The 17,018-nt window shown below is 52.7% G+C and carries 21 protein-coding genes and 1 other RNA gene; 14 read left to right on the top strand and 8 right to left on the bottom strand.

The window, feature by feature from the left end:
* The first annotated feature begins 255 nt into the window (after positions 1 to 255).
* Together C5523_RS03400 and exuR are read left to right on the top strand one after the other, a co-directional pair.
* A complete protein-coding gene (locus C5523_RS03400; RefSeq protein WP_039077524.1) occupies positions 256 to 1,557 on the top strand; it encodes an MFS transporter in 1,302 nt (433 codons plus the stop codon).
* A 136-nt stretch (positions 1,558 to 1,693) separates the two neighbouring features.
* Positions 1,694 to 2,470, top strand: coding sequence for a transcriptional regulator ExuR (exuR, locus tag C5523_RS03395; RefSeq protein WP_039077523.1), 777 nt, complete (start codon positions 1,694 to 1,696; stop codon positions 2,468 to 2,470).
* Between the two features lie 209 nt (positions 2,471 to 2,679).
* Here the strand turns inward: exuR and C5523_RS27875 are convergent, their stop codons facing one another.
* Positions 2,680 to 2,808, bottom strand: a complete 129-nt coding sequence (locus C5523_RS27875; RefSeq protein ID WP_255423333.1) for a hypothetical protein — start codon at positions 2,806 to 2,808, stop codon at positions 2,680 to 2,682.
* Between the two features lie 3 nt (positions 2,809 to 2,811).
* Here C5523_RS27875 and yqjA point away from each other — a divergent pair, with 3 nt between their 5' ends.
* The 9 genes from yqjA (at position 2,812) to C5523_RS03350 (ending at position 7,548) form a co-directional block, all read left to right on the top strand.
* A complete protein-coding gene (yqjA, locus tag C5523_RS03390) occupies positions 2,812 to 3,477 on the top strand; it encodes a DedA family general envelope maintenance protein YqjA (RefSeq protein WP_039077522.1) in 666 nt (221 codons plus the stop codon).
* A complete protein-coding gene (gene mzrA, locus C5523_RS03385) occupies positions 3,477 to 3,860 on the top strand; it encodes an EnvZ/OmpR regulon moderator MzrA (RefSeq protein ID WP_039077521.1) in 384 nt (127 codons plus the stop codon). Before yqjA ends, mzrA begins: the two co-directional genes overlap by 1 nt.
* 145 nt (positions 3,861 to 4,005) lie before the next feature.
* Entirely contained in the window at positions 4,006 to 4,374 is a 369-nt protein-coding gene (locus C5523_RS03380) for a DUF1090 domain-containing protein (protein ID WP_108702280.1), read from the top strand.
* Between the two features lie 39 nt (positions 4,375 to 4,413).
* Complete coding sequence (locus C5523_RS03375) at positions 4,414 to 4,719, top strand: YqjD family protein (RefSeq protein WP_039077519.1); 306 nt, start codon at positions 4,414 to 4,416, stop codon at positions 4,717 to 4,719.
* Positions 4,720 to 4,721: 2 nt separating this feature from the next.
* The gene (locus C5523_RS03370) at positions 4,722 to 5,120 is read left to right on the top strand and encodes a phage holin family protein (RefSeq protein WP_108700581.1); all 399 of its coding nucleotides are present in this window, start codon (positions 4,722 to 4,724) and stop codon (positions 5,118 to 5,120) included.
* Entirely contained in the window at positions 5,117 to 5,407 is a 291-nt protein-coding gene (locus C5523_RS03365; RefSeq protein WP_108700580.1) for a YqjK-like family protein, read from the top strand. The genes C5523_RS03370 and C5523_RS03365 overlap by 4 nt, the downstream gene beginning before the upstream one ends.
* Before the next feature lie 212 nt (positions 5,408 to 5,619).
* The gene (locus tag C5523_RS03360; RefSeq protein WP_039077516.1) at positions 5,620 to 6,012 is read left to right on the top strand and encodes a DoxX family protein; all 393 of its coding nucleotides are present in this window, start codon (positions 5,620 to 5,622) and stop codon (positions 6,010 to 6,012) included.
* A 72-nt stretch (positions 6,013 to 6,084) separates the two neighbouring features.
* Positions 6,085 to 7,071, top strand: a complete 987-nt coding sequence (locus C5523_RS03355) for a glutathione S-transferase family protein (RefSeq protein WP_108700579.1) — start codon at positions 6,085 to 6,087, stop codon at positions 7,069 to 7,071.
* A 114-nt stretch (positions 7,072 to 7,185) separates the two neighbouring features.
* Positions 7,186 to 7,548, top strand: coding sequence for a DUF805 domain-containing protein (locus C5523_RS03350; RefSeq protein ID WP_039077514.1), 363 nt, complete (start codon positions 7,186 to 7,188; stop codon positions 7,546 to 7,548).
* Between the two features lie 13 nt (positions 7,549 to 7,561).
* On the opposite strand, the gene yhaJ is transcribed toward C5523_RS03350, so the two are convergent.
* Positions 7,562 to 8,458 (bottom strand): DNA-binding transcriptional regulator YhaJ, encoded by an 897-nt coding sequence (yhaJ, locus tag C5523_RS03345; protein ID WP_039077513.1) that lies wholly within the window; start codon positions 8,456 to 8,458, stop codon positions 7,562 to 7,564.
* A 106-nt stretch (positions 8,459 to 8,564) separates the two neighbouring features.
* Between yhaJ and C5523_RS03340 the strand changes: the two genes are divergently transcribed.
* Together C5523_RS03340 and C5523_RS27365 are read left to right on the top strand one after the other, a co-directional pair.
* On the top strand, positions 8,565 to 9,266 hold the full coding sequence (locus C5523_RS03340) for a pirin family protein (protein ID WP_039077512.1): 702 nt from the start codon (positions 8,565 to 8,567) through the stop codon (positions 9,264 to 9,266).
* Between the two features lie 26 nt (positions 9,267 to 9,292).
* Complete coding sequence (locus C5523_RS27365) at positions 9,293 to 9,460, top strand: hypothetical protein (protein ID WP_165157949.1); 168 nt, start codon at positions 9,293 to 9,295, stop codon at positions 9,458 to 9,460.
* A gap of 52 nt (positions 9,461 to 9,512) precedes the next feature.
* Here the strand turns inward: C5523_RS27365 and C5523_RS03335 are convergent, their stop codons facing one another.
* The 6 genes from C5523_RS03335 to C5523_RS03310 all read right to left on the bottom strand — a co-directional run bounded on the left by C5523_RS03335 (position 9,513) and on the right by C5523_RS03310 (position 14,917).
* On the bottom strand, positions 9,513 to 9,923 hold the full coding sequence (locus tag C5523_RS03335; protein WP_108700578.1) for an SgcJ/EcaC family oxidoreductase: 411 nt from the start codon (positions 9,921 to 9,923) through the stop codon (positions 9,513 to 9,515).
* A gap of 243 nt (positions 9,924 to 10,166) precedes the next feature.
* Positions 10,167 to 10,548, bottom strand: an RNA gene (gene rnpB / locus C5523_RS03330) — RNase P RNA component class A.
* A 32-nt stretch (positions 10,549 to 10,580) separates the two neighbouring features.
* On the bottom strand, positions 10,581 to 11,726 hold the full coding sequence (gene garK / locus C5523_RS03325; protein WP_039077510.1) for a glycerate 2-kinase: 1,146 nt from the start codon (positions 11,724 to 11,726) through the stop codon (positions 10,581 to 10,583).
* Between the two features lie 129 nt (positions 11,727 to 11,855).
* Positions 11,856 to 12,746, bottom strand: coding sequence for a 2-hydroxy-3-oxopropionate reductase (gene garR / locus C5523_RS03320; protein WP_039077509.1), 891 nt, complete (start codon positions 12,744 to 12,746; stop codon positions 11,856 to 11,858).
* A gap of 35 nt (positions 12,747 to 12,781) precedes the next feature.
* Positions 12,782 to 13,552, bottom strand: a complete 771-nt coding sequence (gene garL, locus C5523_RS03315; RefSeq protein ID WP_039077508.1) for a 2-dehydro-3-deoxyglucarate aldolase — start codon at positions 13,550 to 13,552, stop codon at positions 12,782 to 12,784.
* A 30-nt stretch (positions 13,553 to 13,582) separates the two neighbouring features.
* Positions 13,583 to 14,917, bottom strand: coding sequence for an MFS transporter (locus tag C5523_RS03310; protein WP_108700577.1), 1,335 nt, complete (start codon positions 14,915 to 14,917; stop codon positions 13,583 to 13,585).
* A gap of 422 nt (positions 14,918 to 15,339) precedes the next feature.
* On the opposite strand from C5523_RS03310, the gene garD reads away from it, so the two are divergent.
* Entirely contained in the window at positions 15,340 to 16,911 is a 1,572-nt protein-coding gene (gene garD, locus C5523_RS03305; RefSeq protein WP_039077506.1) for a galactarate dehydratase, read from the top strand.
* The last annotated feature ends 107 nt before the right edge of the window (positions 16,912 to 17,018 follow it).

Raw genomic sequence — 17,018 nt, 5'->3', positions numbered from 1 at the left:
AAAACGCTTTTGTGATGTCACTCACCTTTTGAAGTTGTATGACAAGTTATCTTTCTGCCGTCGAATACATCAGCCGACGGAATGCATTGCCGGTGATTAATCATCGGTCTTTACGGTACGGATACCGAATTGAGCACGTTGAATAGCAAGGTTCGGGTCGTTCCGGTGTTTACCGGTTACGCCCTCCGTTTTCACCTCCCGACCGCAACCGGCAGGTGACCGCGCTAGCGGAATTAACATAACGATGAGGTTTACATGCGTAAAATTAAAGGGTTACGTTGGTACATGATAGCGCTGGTGACGATCGGCACCGTGCTGGGTTACTTGACGCGTAACACGATTGCTGCGGCAGCGCCCACGCTGATGCAAGAGTTGAATATCTCCACACAGCAATACTCTTACATTATTGCGGCTTACTCGGCGGCTTATACCATCATGCAGCCGGTCGCAGGTTATGTACTGGACATCCTGGGCACCAAGATCGGCTACGCAGTGTTCGCCGTGACCTGGGCCATCTTCTGTGGCGCTACTGCGCTGGCAGGCAGTTGGGGTGGTCTGGCGCTGGCGCGCGGTGCCGTTGGTGCTGCCGAAGCGGCAATGATTCCGGCGGGCCTGAAAGCGGCTTCTGAGTGGTTCCCGGCGAAAGAACGTTCTATCGCAGTGGGCTACTTCAACGTCGGTTCTTCTATTGGTGCGATGATTGCACCGCCGCTGGTCGTGTGGGCAATCGTCATGCATAGCTGGCAGCTCGCGTTCATTATCTCTGGCGTACTGAGCTTCGCCTGGGCAATGGCATGGTTGGTTTTCTACAAACACCCGCGCGATCAGAAAAAACTGACCGAAGAAGAACGCGAATACATCATTGGCGGTCAGGAAGCACAACACCAGACTTTCAACGGTAAGAAAATGTCCGTCCTGCAGATTCTGGGCACCCGTCAGTTCTGGGGTATTGCACTGCCGCGTTTCCTGGCAGAACCGGCATGGGGTACGTTCAACGCCTGGATCCCGCTGTTCATGTTCAAAGTCTACGGCTTTAACCTGAAAGAAATCGCCATGTTCGCCTGGATGCCAATGCTGTTCGCTGACCTGGGCTGTATCGTCGGTGGTTACCTGCCGCCGCTGTTCCAGCGCTGGTTCGGTGTGAACCTGATTGTTTCCCGTAAAATGGTAGTGACCATGGGTGCGCTGCTGATGATCGGCCCAGGCATGATCGGTCTGTTCACCAGCCCGTATGTTGCAATCGGCCTGCTGTGTATTGGTGGCTTTGCTCACCAGTCTCTGTCCGGTGCATTGATTACCCTGTCTTCCGACGTGTTTGGTCGTAACGAAGTGGCAACCGCGAACGGTCTGACCGGTATGGCGGCGTGGACAGCAAGTACCATGTTCGCTCTGGTGGTAGGTGCGCTGGCTGACACCATCGGCTTTAGCCCGCTGTTCGCCGTGCTGGCCCTGTTCGACCTGCTCGGTGCGGTAGTTATCTGGACGGTGCTGAAAAGTAAATCCGCCAGTGAATTAGCGCAGGAAAGTGCGGTCGGCGGTACCGCAACACAAAGCTAGTACACGCCTTCTTCGTACTACTGTTTCCCAAAAGCCGCCCACCGTTTCGGGCGGCTTTTTCTTGCCTTGTTGTGGTGAGAATGGCGTAAAAGTGGTATAACAAATCTACTAATGCCTTATCTTGCCTGGAGCGCATATGGAAATCACTGAATCACGTCGTTTGTACCAACAACTTGCCGCCGAGCTGAAAAGCCGGATCGAGCAGGGCGTCTATCTTGTGGGTGACAAACTTCCCGCCGAGCGCTTTATTGCAGACGAAAAAAGCGTCAGCCGGACCGTGGTTCGTGAAGCCATCATCATGCTGGAAGTTGAAGGTTATGTTGAAGTCCGTAAAGGCTCAGGCATTCATGTTATTTCCAATCAGCCTCGTCATACCCAGGCCCCTGACGAATCGCTGGAATTTGCTAATTACGGTCCGTTTGAGCTGCTACAGGCACGTCAATTGATTGAAAGCAACATTGCTGAATTTGCCGCGACCCAGGTGACCAAGCAGGACATCATGAAACTGATGGAAATCCAGGAAAGCGCGCGCAAAGAGAAGTGCTTCCGCGATTCCGAATGGGATTTACAGTTTCATGTGCAGGTAGCTCTGGCGACACAAAACAGCGCGCTGGCGGCGATCGTCGAAAAAATGTGGACCCAGCGTGTTCACAACCCGTACTGGAAAAAACTGCACGACCATATCGACTTGCGCACCGTGGATAACTGGTGTGACGATCATGACCAAATTCTCAAGGCGTTGATTCGCAAAGACCCGCACGCGGCTAAAGTCGCGATGTGGCAGCATCTGGAAAACACCAAACAGATGTTGTTTAACGAAACCAGCGATGATTTCGAATTCAATGCTGACCGCTATTTGTTTGCGGAAAACCCCGTGGTTCACCTTGATACCGTAGCAAGTGGCGTAAAATAATGCTTTTCTCTGTCAGGCGCACAGCTCCTCTGCGCCTGGCCACTTAAGGGTCAGTAAAAAGTATAGAGTGTCAGCCTTTGTAAATACCCTCGCCACCCCTCCTTTCGACAAGCAAAATCATTTTCTGACAAAGCGTAATTTCTCTGCCGCAGAACTATGGCATTTGTTACAATTGGACGCACTTTGCCACTGCGTGAGTTAGCGCTTGCTCACAGCGTTGTTACCGGAATAGTCAGGCTGCTGAATGCGCCACGAGCGACCATAATGTCACTATCAATAATGTCGCCGTGCTGTTTTACAGGTAATCGACGTGCCGTAAACCGATGTACCAGGAACATTGAATGGAACTTTTAAGCCAACTGCTGCATGCCCTCTGGAGCCAGGATTTCGAAACGCTGGCCAATCCATCCATGATTGGCATGCTCTACTTTGTGTTATTTGTCATCTTATTTCTTGAGAATGGCCTGCTTCCGGCCGCTTTCCTTCCTGGCGACAGTCTCCTGGTGCTGGTGGGTGTTTTGATTGCCAAAGGGGCGATGGGCTATCCACAGACCATTTTGTTATTAACAGCGGCCGCCAGTCTGGGCTGTTGGCTGAGCTATATTCAGGGCCGATGGCTGGGGAACACGCGAACCGTGCAAAACTGGTTATCGCACCTTCCGGCGCATTATCACCAACGTGCACATCATCTTTTTCATAAACATGGCCTCTCAGCGTTGCTGATTGGGCGTTTTATTGCATTTGTTCGCACACTGTTACCAACTATTGCCGGAATTTCGGGTCTTAGTAGCGCTCGCTTCCAGTTTTTCAACTGGATGAGCGGTTTGTTGTGGGTGCTGATTCTAACGACACTGGGGTATTTGTTGGGTATAACGCCAGTGTTTCGTAAATATGAAGACGCGTTGATGTCTTGTTTGATGCTCCTTCCCGTTGTGCTGCTGGTGATTGGCCTGGTTGGCACACTGGTAGTGTTGTGGAAGAAAAAATACGGTAATCGGGGTCAATAATGGAATCGCAACGTCCCTTCCTGCGCTGGTTTTTTATGGGCATCGCCGCAATGGCGCTGTTCAGCGTACTCTTTTTGGGTTGGGTGACACTGCAAAACCGTGAGTCTACGCTGGCGATACGCCCAATCGCACAAAACACAAGCGTGCCGGATGGTTTTTCCATTTGGCATCATCTGGACGCAAACGGCATCCATTTCAAAAGCATTACGCCGCAAAACGACACGCTGTTAATCAAATTTGAGTCCAGTGCCCAGAGCGCTGCCGCCAAGGAAGTGCTGGACAGAACACTGCCCCACGGCTACATCGTCGCGTTACAGGATGACGAAAGCCAGACCTCCGCCTGGCTTTCACGTTTACGCGATACCACCCATCGATTTGGCTGATCCTCCAGGATTCTGAATCTTTTCACCTACTTTGGTGCTTTAGCCGTTAACGTTCTATGCTTGAGTTAATGGAACCAAAGTCCACGTTATGTCACTGGATGCTGGCGAGCCTTATTTCGCCAGCCAACAATGGAAGGTTTCGACCATGAAATACCGCATCGCACTGGCGCTAACCCTATTATCTGTAAGCGCGATGTCTCAGGCCGCTTCCCCCTGTCAGGAGAAAGAGCAGGAGATTACGCGTGAAATCAGCTATGCCGAAAAGCACAACAATCAGAGTCGGGTTGAAGGGCTGAATAAGGCGCTGCACGAGGTTCGCACCACCTGTTCCGACAGTAAATTGCGTGCGGAGCACCAGCGCAAAATTGCCAGACAGAAAGACGAGGTTACCGAACGTCGCGAAGATCTCGCCAAAGCGAAACAAAAAGGCGATGCGGACAAAATAAGTAAACGCGAGCACAAGCTGAAAGAGGCCGAGGCAGAACTTAAGGCGCTTGAAGCGCGTGACTACTGATTTTGATGGAAGTTAACACTCACTCACCTGGAGAGAATTATGTCTAAAGAGGCAAATACTGAACATCTGCGCGCTGAGTTGAAATCCCTGGCGGATACCCTTGAGGAAGTACTGAGCACCTCCGGGGACAAATCAAAAGAAGAGTTGAGCAAACTGCGCAGCAAAGCCGAAAAAGCCTTGCAGGAAAGCCGTTATCGTCTGGGCGAAACGGGGGATGCCATTGCCCGCCAGACCCGCGAAGCCGCTGCAAGAACTGACGAATATGTACGTGAAAACCCATGGGCCAGCGTGGGCATTGGCGCGGCGATTGGCGTCGTGTTAGGCGTGCTCCTGACGCGTCGCTGATTATGGCGGATTCACGACACGCGCAAGGACCGGGCAAAAGCGTACTGGGTATCGGGCAACGCATTGTTTCCATCATGGTTGAAATGGTGGAAACGCGGCTCCGGCTGGCAGTGGTCGAACTGGAAGAGGAAAAAGCAAACCTCTTCCAGTTGCTCATGATGTTAGGGCTGACCATGCTGTTCGCTGCATTTGGCCTGATGAGTCTGATGGTGCTGGTTATCTGGGCCATCGACCCGCAATACCGACTCAACGCCATGATCGCCACCACGGTGGTGCTCCTGGTGATGGCGTTGATTGGCGGTATCTGGACCCTACGTAAAGCCCGCGAATCCACAATTCTGCGCCACACGCGGCAGGAACTGGCCAATGATCGTCAGTTACTGGAAGAGGATAAACCATGAGTCACAAGGCCGAGCGTCTCAAGCGTAAAGCCCTTTTGCTCAGCCAAATTCAGCAGCAACGGCTGGATTTGACCGCCGCCCGCCGTGACTGGGTGGACGCCACCGGTGTCTATGATCGCGGGTGGAACACCTTCCTTAGCCTGCGTTCCTGGGCGCTGGTCGGCAGCAGCTTCATGGCCGTATGGTCGGTGCGCCATCCCAGCATGCTGATGCGCTGGGCGAAACGCGGGCTTGGGCTGTGGAGCGTCTGGCGGCTGGTAAAATCCACGTTTGATCAACAGCGTTAACAGACTCCCCGGCGGTGCCATACTGGCCGGGGTAGCAGCCTTTTTTTACACCAACTTCATCAGTATCTTTGAAAAATTTCGACAGTTTTCCTTGCTAACAATCTTTTCCCGCCCCGTTTAATATCCTCTCCATCGACAGCAATCATGCGGCCAGCGCCCGTGATTGCCGAACTTTTCACTAAAAAAGACATTGTGGTTCCCTGGAGAGAAAGATGAAAAAATTAGAAGATGTTGGTGTACTGGTAGCGCGTATCCTGATGCCAATCCTGTTCATTACCGCAGGCTGGGGCAAAATCACCGGTTATGCCGGCACTCAGCAATATATGGAAGCCATGGGTGTCCCGGGCTTTATGTTGCCGCTGGTTATCCTGCTTGAGTTCGGCGGCGGTCTGGCCATTCTGTTCGGTTTTCTGACACGCACCACCGCGCTGTTCACCGCAGGCTTCACCCTGCTGACCGCGTTTATCTTCCACAGTAACTTTGCGGAAGGCATGAACTCCCTGATGTTTATGAAAAACCTGAGCATCACTGGTGGCTTCCTGCTGCTGGCTATCACCGGTCCGGGCGCATTCAGCATCGACCGCGTACTGAATAAAAAGTGGTAAGCGCTCTATACTGATAAAGACATGAAGCGAGGAGACATCTCCTCGCTTTTGCCATCTAAAGGAGAATGCATCATGGGACAACTCATTGACGGCGTCTGGCATGATACCTGGTATGATACCAAGTCAACCGGTGGCCGCTTCCAGCGCTCAGTGTCCGCATTTCGTAACTGGCTCACCGCCGATGGCGCACCGGGTCCATCCGGCGAAGGCGGCTTTGCAGCGGAAAAAGACAGATATCACCTGTATGTTTCTCTCGCCTGTCCCTGGGCGCACCGCACGCTCATCATGCGCACGCTAAAAGGGCTGGACGATTTTTTACCGGTTTCGGTGGTGAATCCGCTGATGCTGGAAAACGGCTGGACGTTTGATGATAACTTTCCGGCAGCGACAGGCGACGCGCTTTATCAGCATGAATTCCTCTATCAGCTTTATCTTCATGCCGACCCGCAATACACCGGACGCGTAACGGTCCCGGTACTGTGGGACAAAAAGAACCATACGATTGTCAGCAATGAATCGGCTGAAATCATTCGCATGTTCAACACTGCGTTTGACGCGCAGGGGGCGCGTGCTGGCGACTATTACCCACCAGAATTGCGCACGCAAATTGACGAACTGAATAGCTGGATCTACGACAACGTCAATAACGGTGTCTATAAGGCCGGTTTCGCCACCAGCCAGCAGGCTTACGATGAAGCCGTCGAAAAGGTCTTCGAATCCCTCGCCCGGCTGGAACAAATCCTGGGGCAACATCGCTACCTGACAGGCGATCGGTTAACCGAGGCGGATATTCGCCTGTGGACAACGCTTATACGTTTCGATCCGGTGTATGTGACTCACTTTAAGTGCGATAAGCATCGCATTAGCGACTATCTCAACCTCTATGGCTTCCTGCGGGATATCTACCAGATGCCAGGCATCGCGGAAACGGTCAATTTTGACCATATTCGTACCCACTACTACCGCAGCCACAAAACCATCAATCCGACGGGGATTATCTCCATCGGCCCGTGGCAGGATCTTAACGAGCCTCACGGTCGGGACCTTCGTTTCGCATAATATTTTCGGGCGCAGCCGTTGCGCCCGAAAATATTTCACGCATCCTTTTATCCCCGTCTATTCTTACAGTGATCGCTGAGAAAACAACGTATTGAACGTCTTTCGAGGTAGAGAATGGATTGGTATTTCAAAGTGCTGAGCAACTACGTCCTCTTTCATGGCCGTGCGCATCGCCGGGAGTTCTGGATGTTTATGCTGGTCAACCTCATTCTCTTTGGCGTACTTGTCGTGGTGGATGAAATTTTAGGCTGGCGCACGGGTGGCATTGGCCTGTTAAGCCTGATCTACGCCCTGCTGGTTTTCCTGCCTTCCCTTGCCGTTCAGTCCCGCCGGTTGCACGATACCGATCGCACCGCCAAATGGCTGTGGTTGTGGTGTGTTCCTGTCCTGGGTTGGTTGATGCTGCTGGCCTTCTGGAGCCAGCACGGTACCCCCGAAGAAAATCGCTTCGGCCCTGAGCCAAAAGCGTTTCCTTAAGGGGCCGGGGGAATTATTTTCCGGAGAAGAGTTTCGGTATTTCGCGCAGACACCAGGCTTTCGCTTCGCCCATGCTGTCGCGCCGCCAGGCCATGATGATGTCGACTTCGCTGGTATATTCAGGACTGACGACGCGCAAACGCCCTTCTGCAATGTCCTGCTCAACCAACGGATAAGGCATCGTCGCCACACCCAACCCCGCCAGTAAAGCCTGACGTTTATCCTCAATGGTACTGACCGTCAGACGCGGCTGTTTGTCCAGCAACTGCACCGTCAGCACCGGGCGCTCGCGCGCGGTATCCGCAACCGCCACGCCGCGATATTTCACGCGAGTCACCTCAGACAACGGCTCCGGTTCGTGGTGAATCGGATGGTCTGGTGCCGCGACATAAACGTTCAGTACCTTGTACAGCTTGCGAGAGTTGATTTCCGACGAAGAGCGGAAATGCATATCCGGCGCGATCACGATATCCGCACGCCCCTGCTCCAGCCGCTCCCAGGCGCCTGCCAGCACCTCGGTAATGATCGAGAGTTGCGTGTTGGCTTTTGCCGCCAGTTTATCGACAAGCGGGAAAAGCTCGGGCGTCGGCACCAGTGCTTCGGTAACCAGCGTCAGGTGCGTTTCCCAACCGCGCGCCAGCGCTTCGGCATCGGTAGTGAGTTTGTCAGCCGCTTCGAGCAAAACACGGCCACGTTCCAGCAGCATGCGACCAACGTTGGTAAACTTCGTTCTATGGCCAGAGCGGTCAAACAGAACAACGTCCAGCTCTTCTTCCAGTTTCTGCATTGTATAGCTGAGCGCAGAGGGTACCCGCCCCAGTTCATCTGCCGCGGCGGCAAAGCTACCGCGACGGTCAATTGCGTCCATGACGCGTAACGCTTCCAGCGTAAGTGCCCTATCTTTCGCCATTTTTGTTCTCATTCAGGAAATTTGAACATACCGGGCAGAATATCTGGCTAACAATGCAGCGTCCATACCTTTACCATTGTTTTAGTGTAAAGAGAGGTCAAGAATTATGATTACTACCAGAACAGCCAAACAATGTGGACAAGCGGACTTCGGCTGGCTGCAGGCCCGCTACACCTTTTCCTTTGGACATTACTTTGACCCGAAACTTTTGGGCTACGCCTCCCTGCGCGTACTGAACCAGGAAGTACTGGCACCCGGTGCCTCATTCCAGCCGCGTACCTACCCGAAAGTCGATATTCTGAACCTGATTCTGGAAGGCGAAGCCGAGTATCGCGACAGCGAAGGTAACCATATTCAGGCGAAAACGGGCGAAGCGTTGCTCATTGCGACTCAGCCGGGTATTAGCTATAGCGAACATAATCTGAGCAAAGACAAGCCGCTGACGCGTATGCAGTTGTGGCTGGATGCCTGCCCGGAACGGGAAAATCCGACGGTGCAGAAAGTGATGATTGCCGATCAGGCTCGCCAGTTGCTGGCATCCCCAGACGGAAGCCAGGACAGCCTGCAATTACGCCAGCAGGTCTGGTTGCACCATATCGAACTGGAAAAAGGTGAAGAGCTGACGTTTCAACTGCATGGGCCTCGCGCCTATTTGCAGTCGATTCACGGTACAGTACACGCCGTCATGCCGTGCGAATCGCGGGAAGCGCTCACCTGTGGTGACGGTGCGTTTATTCGTGATGAGGCTAACATAACGTTAGTCGCCGATACGCCGTTGCGCGCTTTACTGATAGATTTACCCGTGTAAGCGCAAGAGTTTTACGGAGTACCAAGGTGAAAAAAAAGAGTGTTCAAAACAGAACGTCAAAACCCATTTCTACAGAGCAAACGACACCGGAAGCATCGCCGCAATCTTTTGATTACGACGATATGTTGACCGAACTGGAAGCTATCGTCGCCGATGCAGAGCAGCGGCTGGCGCAAGAAGACGAAGCAGCGTAACAAAAGCCCTGGTATAAAAACCGGGGCTTTTTTTGTGGGGCTTGCGGAAAAATTAGCCTGACGGCAACGCGCTATCCAGCAAATCGGTGCCGTAAGAATTATCGATAGTGCATAACCAGCCCTGCGAAGCAGTGTGGCGAAAAACATATGTCGCACGACGGATTGTCTTAACAGTGCCGCCTTTGCCGTCCGGGTAACGCAGCAGGGTTTCCATGATGACCAGCGCGTTATCGGCGCCTTCAATGACCTGCATCTCCCCTTGTTCTACCACCAGATTCCCCTGGAAATAGTCAGCGATGGCCATAAAAGCGTTGCGAATATTGTCTTTTCCTTTGGCAATCATTCCCGGCTTTATGACCAGCGCGGCATCGTCCGCGTAAAACGTCATCAGGGTATCGTAATCTTTTGCTGGTATCGCCTTGTCGCAGGCTTCGATGATTTTCCGTATTGGGTGTGAGCGCATGTCAGATGCGTCCTGTGAGTATGTTCCGGTACTCAGTAGAGCATTGTCAGCGGAAAATGTAACGGCGAGACGCGGATAGCTACCGGAAATAGGAGTATGGCGAGACCGTCGTCCCGGTAAACGCAGCGCCACCGGGGAATGTTCAGGCTTCCCCTCGCCCCACTGGAGCCAGAGGGAAGATCGTGCAGAAATTTGAAACCACAGAAAAGCAAAAACCCGCCGAAGCGGGTTTTTACCTGAAAAGATCGAAACTGACCGATAAGCCGGGTTCTGTCGTGGACAGTCATTCATCTAGGCCAGCAATCGCTCACTGGCTCAAGCAGCCTACCCGGGTTCAGTACGGGCCGTACCTTATGAACCCCTATTTGGCCTTGCTCCGGGTGGAGTTTACCGTGCCGCGAACTGTTACCAGCCGCGCGGTGCGCTCTTACCGCACCCTTTCACCCTTACCTGATCCCACTTGCGCGGGCCATCGGCGGTTTGCTCTCTGTTGCACTGGTCGTAGGCTGTTACACCCCCCAGGCGTTACCTGGCACCCTGCCCTATGGAGCCCGGACTTTCCTCCCCTTCGCCTGTCTCCCCCGAAGGAGGACAACGACGAAGCGGCGACTGTCTGGTCAGCTTCGGCGCGCAGTATAGAGGGTTTGCGCGCCGATGTCACCCCTCAGCAGACATGCCAACCTGTAAGGTGGCCGCAATGTTGCGGGATGCATGATAAATATTGTCAAACGCACCACGGAACGCCTCTTCCAGCGTACCAATGCTGGTCAGAACGCTGAATACCGCGTCAATACCATACTGATGCACAATGCCAACATCACGCGTCAGGCTTCCGGCAATACCGATAACTGGCTTGTGGTATTTTTTTGCCACGTTCGCCACGCCCACCGGCACTTTACCGTGGATACTCTGGCTGTCGATACGGCCTTCGCCGGTGACCACCAGGGTACAATCATGAATATGTTCTTCCAGATTCAAGGCCTGGGTTACGATTTCGATACCGCTACGCAGCTCCGCGCCGAGGAATGCCATCAACGCGGCGCCCATCCCACCCGCCGCACCGGCTCCTGGCACATTTTTCACATCAATATGCAGCGATTTTTTAATCACATCGGCGTAATGGGCAAGATTACGGTCCAGCTCAACGATCAGCGCTTCCGTCGCGCCTTTTTGCGGCCCAAAGATACGCGATGCGCCTTTTTCGCCGGTCAGCGGGTTTGTCACATCACAGGCAACACGAATGGTGCAGCCTTCAAGACGCGGATCGAGCCCGGAAACATCAATAGCATTCAGGCTTATCAGGCTACCGCCGCCGTTGCCGATGTCGGTACCATTGGCATCGCACAGCTTCGCGCCAAGCGCCTGTACCATACCCGCTCCGCCGTCGTTCGTTGCGCTACCGCCGATGCCGATAATAATGTTTTTCGCCCCATGATCCAGCGCGTGCAAAATAAGTTCCCCGGTGCCGCGTGAAGTGGTGATCAGAGGGTTTCGTAATTCAGGGGGCACAAGTGCCAGACCGCTGGCGGCGGCCATTTCTATAAAGGCTGTTTTACCGTCGCCGGACATCCCCCAACGCGCATCGACATTTTCACCTAAAGGGCCGGTGACGCATGCGCTGTGCACAGAACCTTTTGTCGCGGCAATCATGGCTTCAACCGTTCCCTCACCGCCATCTGCGACCGGAACTGAAACGTATTGAGCATTCGGGAAAATTTCCCGAAATCCTTTTTCTATCGCCTGCGCTACTTCGGTAGCAGAAAGGCTTTCTTTATAAGAGTCTGGGGCGATTACGATTTTCATAGTTGATTAGCCTGACATTGCCGCGCAAGGCATTCATTTCACCTCACAGGCCATTCACGTCACCGCGATTTTCGACCTGCAAGGTGTTGATGCTTAAGAAATTCAGGGTGCGCTCCCGCACCCTTCTTATTAGCGAGAGATTTCTACTTTCGCCAGTTTTTCGTAGTAGCACGCGAGAGCGCTGTGGTCGTCGCTACCGTGACCATCAGCACGCAATGCCTGCATCATTTCCATGACTGCGGCAGTCAGCGGCAACTGCGCACCTACACCATGAGAGGTATCGAGTGCGTTGGAGAGATCTTTGATATGCAGGTCGATACGGAAACCCGGTTTAAAGTTGCGGTTGAGTACCATCGGTGCTTTTGCTTCCAGCACGGTGCTGCCAGCCAGACCGCCGCGGATTGCCTGGAATACCAGCTCAGGATTCACACCCGCTTTCGTTGCCAGAGACAGCGCTTCAGACATTGCAGCAATGTTCAGCGCTACGATGACCTGGTTAGCCAGTTTGGTCACGTTACCCGCGCCAATATCGCCGGTATGAACAACGGAACCGGCCATGGCTTTCAGCAGATCGTAGTATTTGTCGAACAGCGCTTTGTCACCGCCAACCATTACGGACAGGGTACCGTCGATCGCTTTCGGTTCACCGCCGCTTACCGGCGCGTCCAGCATCTCGATGCCTTTTGCTTTCAGACCTTCGCTGATTTCACGGCTGGCCAGCGGAGCGATGGAGCTCATATCGATCAGAACAGTACCTGGTTTAGCGCCTTCAATGATGCCGCCTTCGCCCAGCGCAACTTCTTTTACGTGCGGGGAGTTTGGCAGCATGGTGATGATCACATCACACTGCTCTGCGATGGCTTTAGCGCTGCTTGCGGCTTCTGCGCCAGCGGCGATCAGTTCTGCGACCACATCGCTATTGCGGTCGGAGACCACCAGTGAGTAACCTGCTTTAATGAGGTTTTTACTCATTGGTTTACCCATGATGCCCAGGCCAATGAAACCAACTTTCATCGTCATAATTGCGTCTCTCTCTTTATTCAGTGGTGGTTTGGTTATTTTTTAAAGGCATCAGCCAGTTTCTGCGTACCCGCACGGAACACCCCCAGGTCGCTGCCAACAGCAACGATGGTCGCACCCCATTCCAGATAGCGGCGGGCATCTGCCTCAACAGGCGCCAGGATACCGCTCGGTTTACCATGTGCTTTTGCACGCGCAAAAATATGCTGGATGGTGCGCTGTACTTCCGGGTGCGCAGCATTGCCGATATAACCCAGGGTTGCCGCCAGGTCGCTCGGACCGACGAATACACCGTCAACGCCGTCGGTTTTGAGGATAGCGTCGAGGTTATCCACGCCTTCCTGGCTTTCGATCTGCACGATGATGGTGATGTTTTTGTTCGACTGCGCGAAGTAATCCGGTACGGTGCCAAACATATTGGCGCGGTGAGACACGGACACGCCGCGGATACCTTCAGGCGGATAACGGGTTGCCGCCACGGCGTTTGCCGCTTCTTCTGCCGTTTCAACAAACGGGACGAGGAAGTTATAGAAACCGATATCCAGCAGACGCTTGATCACAACCGGATCGTTCGTCGGAATACGTACCACCGGTGCGCTGACGCTGCCTTTCAGCGCCATCAACTGCGGTACAAAAGAGAGCACGTCATTCGGGGCGTGTTCACCGTCCAACAGCAGCCAGTCAAACCCTGCCAGGCCCAGAACCTCAGTGCTGATATGACTACCCAGCGCCGACCAACAACCGATCTGAACCTGATTTGCCGCCAGCGCAGCTTTAAATTTGTTCGGGAAGATATCGTTACTCATCTTTTGCACCTTAATTTTTTAAGCCGTTGCTTACTTTTTCAATTCCATACGTTTGATGTCGCCTACCACAAACAGGTAGCACACCATCATCATCAGGGCCGAGCATCCGACAAAAATCAGCGCCCCGTTGAACGAATGCAACTCTTTGACCATGTACCCAATTACCAGCGGGGTCACAATCGATGCCACATTACCGAACACGTTAAACACGCCGCCGCACAGACCGACAATTTCTTTCGGTGCGATATCGGAGATAACCGGCCAGCCCAACGCGCCGAAACCTTTACCGAAGAATGCCAGTGCCATCAACGCGATAACCAGCAGAGTGTTGTCGGTGTAGTTACACAGAATGATGCTGGAAGCCAACAACATCCCGACTACGATGGGGAATTTACGCGCCATGGTCAAAGTACAACCACGTTTAATCAGGTAGTCAGAGAACAGACCGCCCAGCACACCGCCCCCAAAACCACACAGGGCCGGAATGGACGCGACAAAACCCACTTTCAAAATTGACATGCCTTTATCCTGCACCAGGTAAATCGGGAACCAGGTCAGGAAAAACCATGTGATCGTGTTCAGGAAGTACTGACCGAAGAACACGCCGAGCATCATACGGCTGGATAACAGTTGCTTGATGTAATCCAGTTTCGGGCCAGATTGCTTATCGCTGTCGGTTTTTTTGTGGTCCATATCAACCACCGCGCCGTTAGCAGAAATGTAATCCAGCTCTTCGCGAGTCATACGTGGATGGTCAGTTGGGTTATGAATGTATTTAACCCAGGCCGCCGTCAGCACAAAACCAATCACGCCCATCACGGTGAAAACATGTTCCCAGCCCCACGCGAAGGTCAGCCAACCCAGCAACGGAGAAAATAGTGCGAGTGAAAAATACTGCGCCGCGTTAAAGATCGCCGAAGCGGTACCGCGCTCTTTTGCCGGGAACCAGGCCGCCACAATACGGGCGTTTGCCGGGAAAGAAGGCGCTTCCGAGAAGCCCAGCATAAAGCGCATGATAAACATCGAGACCCCGGCCCATGCGAGCGGGAATACGTCGACAAAGCCTTGCAAGAAGGTAAAGAGCGACCAGAAGAACAGGCTCCAGGTGTACACTTTTTTCGAGCCATAGCGGTCAAGTAACCAGCCACCTGGGATCTGCATCAGCAGATACGCCCAGCCAAACGCAGAAAAAATGTAACCCATCGATACCGAGTCAAGGTGCAACTCTTTCGCGACATCGGTCCCCGCAATAGAGAGCGTGGCGCGGTCCGCATAGTTAACTGCTGTAACAATAAATATAATGAGCAGAATTAAATAGCGAGTTGGTATTCCCCTTTTTACCTCAACTGAACTTTGCACAGACATATGGTTTCCCCTGGTGCAGCTTAATTTAAAGATATAATTTTCTTGATATGTAATTTACCCGATATATAAAAAGAAACTCACGAAAAGTAATATCAGGTAATAGCATGTTTGTATTTTATTACCGCACAGTATAATCACCGCCAGCCAGCCACGCACTGGTGGTTTGCTCAATTTTAATATGAACCATTAAGATTATTTTGAGCATATGCACACATGGCTGGGCGCTGATGCACAGATCTGGTAATTCACATCCTTACAGGACGGGTAATCACGAAAATAAGTGATTTAGATCACATTTTAATATTGAGACTCCTGACATTCTTATTTCATCAAACGAGGTTTTAACTTCTGATAATTACAGAATATCCTCCCTTTCTTTTTTTGAGTAATGCATCGTATCGTTAGCTGGAGATTACTTGATAATGGCCGACATTGAAATTAGACAGCAGTCGCCTACGGCGTTTTATATTAAAGTACACGACACCGATAATGTCGCTATCATCGTTAATGACAATGGATTAAAAGCGGGTACCCGTTTTCCGGATGGTCTCGAATTAATCGAACATATCCCGCAAGGTCATAAAGTTGCGCTGGTAGATATTCCTCATCATGGGGAAATTATCCGTTACGGTGAAGTTATCGGTTATGCGGTGCGTGATATTGCACGCGGAAGCTGGATTGACGAATCCACCGTTGAATTACCGAAAGCGCCGCCGTTGAACACACTGCCACTGGCGACTAAAGTGCCCGAGCCGTTGCCGCCGCTGGAGGGTTACACCTTCGAAGGCTATCGCAACGCAGATGGCAGCGTCGGTACCAAGAATCTCCTTGGCATCACCACCAGCGTGCATTGTGTGGCGGGTGTGGTCGACTATGTGGTGAAAATTATTGAACGCGACCTGCTGCCGAAATATCCGAATGTGGATGGCGTGGTCGGTCTGAACCATCTGTACGGTTGTGGCGTGGCGATTAACGCACCGGCAGCCGTTGTGCCTATCCGCACTATTCACAACATCGCGCTGAACCCGAACTTTGGCGGTGAAGTGATGGTCATCGGCCTGGGCTGTGAAAAACTGCAGCCTGAACGCCTGCTTAAGGGTACAGAAGATGTGAAAGCGATTCCGGTAGACGATGCCAGTATTGTCCGTCTGCAGGATGAACATCATGTCGGTTTCAAATCCATGGTTGACGATATTTTGCAAGTTGCGGTTCGTCATCTGGAAAAACTCAACCAGCGCCAGCGCGAAACCTGCCCGGCTTCTGAACTGGTTGTCGGCATGCAGTGTGGTGGTAGTGACGCCTTCTCCGGCGTGACCGCAAACCCGGCTGTCGGTTACGCCTCTGACCTGCTTATACGTTGCGGTGGCACGGTCATGTTCTCCGAAGTGACCGAAGTGCGTGATGCTATCCATCTGCTTACGCCGCGTGCAATCAATGAAGAAGTGGGCAAACGCCTGCTGGAAGAGATGGCCTGGTACGATAACTACCTGGACATGGGGCAAACTGACCGTAGCGCTAACCCGTCGCCGGGTAACAAGAAAGGCGGTCTGGCAAACGTGGTGGAAAAAGCGCTGGGCTCGATCGCGAAATCAGGTAAGAGCGCCATCTCCGAAGTGCTTTCTCCGGGCCAGCGTCCGACCAAACGTGGTCTGATTTACGCGGCAACGCCGGCCAGTGACTTTGTCTGCGGCACGCAGCAGGTTGCGTCGGGTATCACCGTGCAGGTCTTTACCACTGGTCGTGGTACGCCGTACGGTCTGATGGCGGTGCCGGTTATCAAGATGGCAACCCGCACTGAACTGGCCAATCGTTGGTATGACCTGATGGATATCAACGCAGGGACTATCGCAACGGGCGAAGAGACTATCGAGGAGGTGGGCTGGAAGCTGTTCCACTTTATCCTTGATGTCGCAAGCGGTCGTAAGAAAACCTTTTCTGATCAATGGGGCCTGCACAACCAACTGGCTGTCTTTAACCCGGCTCCGGTGACTTGATTCATCAATAAACCTCATCGTTTAGCATGGCTTCGGCCATGCTTTTTTTTTTGCTTTTTTGCCGCCCTTAACTTTCGAAAACCTCCTTTCGCTTTCGTATCTTTCAT

It is taken from the genome of Phytobacter sp. SCO41 (assembly GCF_003073275.1).
Classification (GTDB): domain Bacteria; phylum Pseudomonadota; class Gammaproteobacteria; order Enterobacterales; family Enterobacteriaceae; genus Phytobacter; species Phytobacter diazotrophicus.
This window is presented reverse-complemented; position numbering and strand designations above follow the sequence as displayed.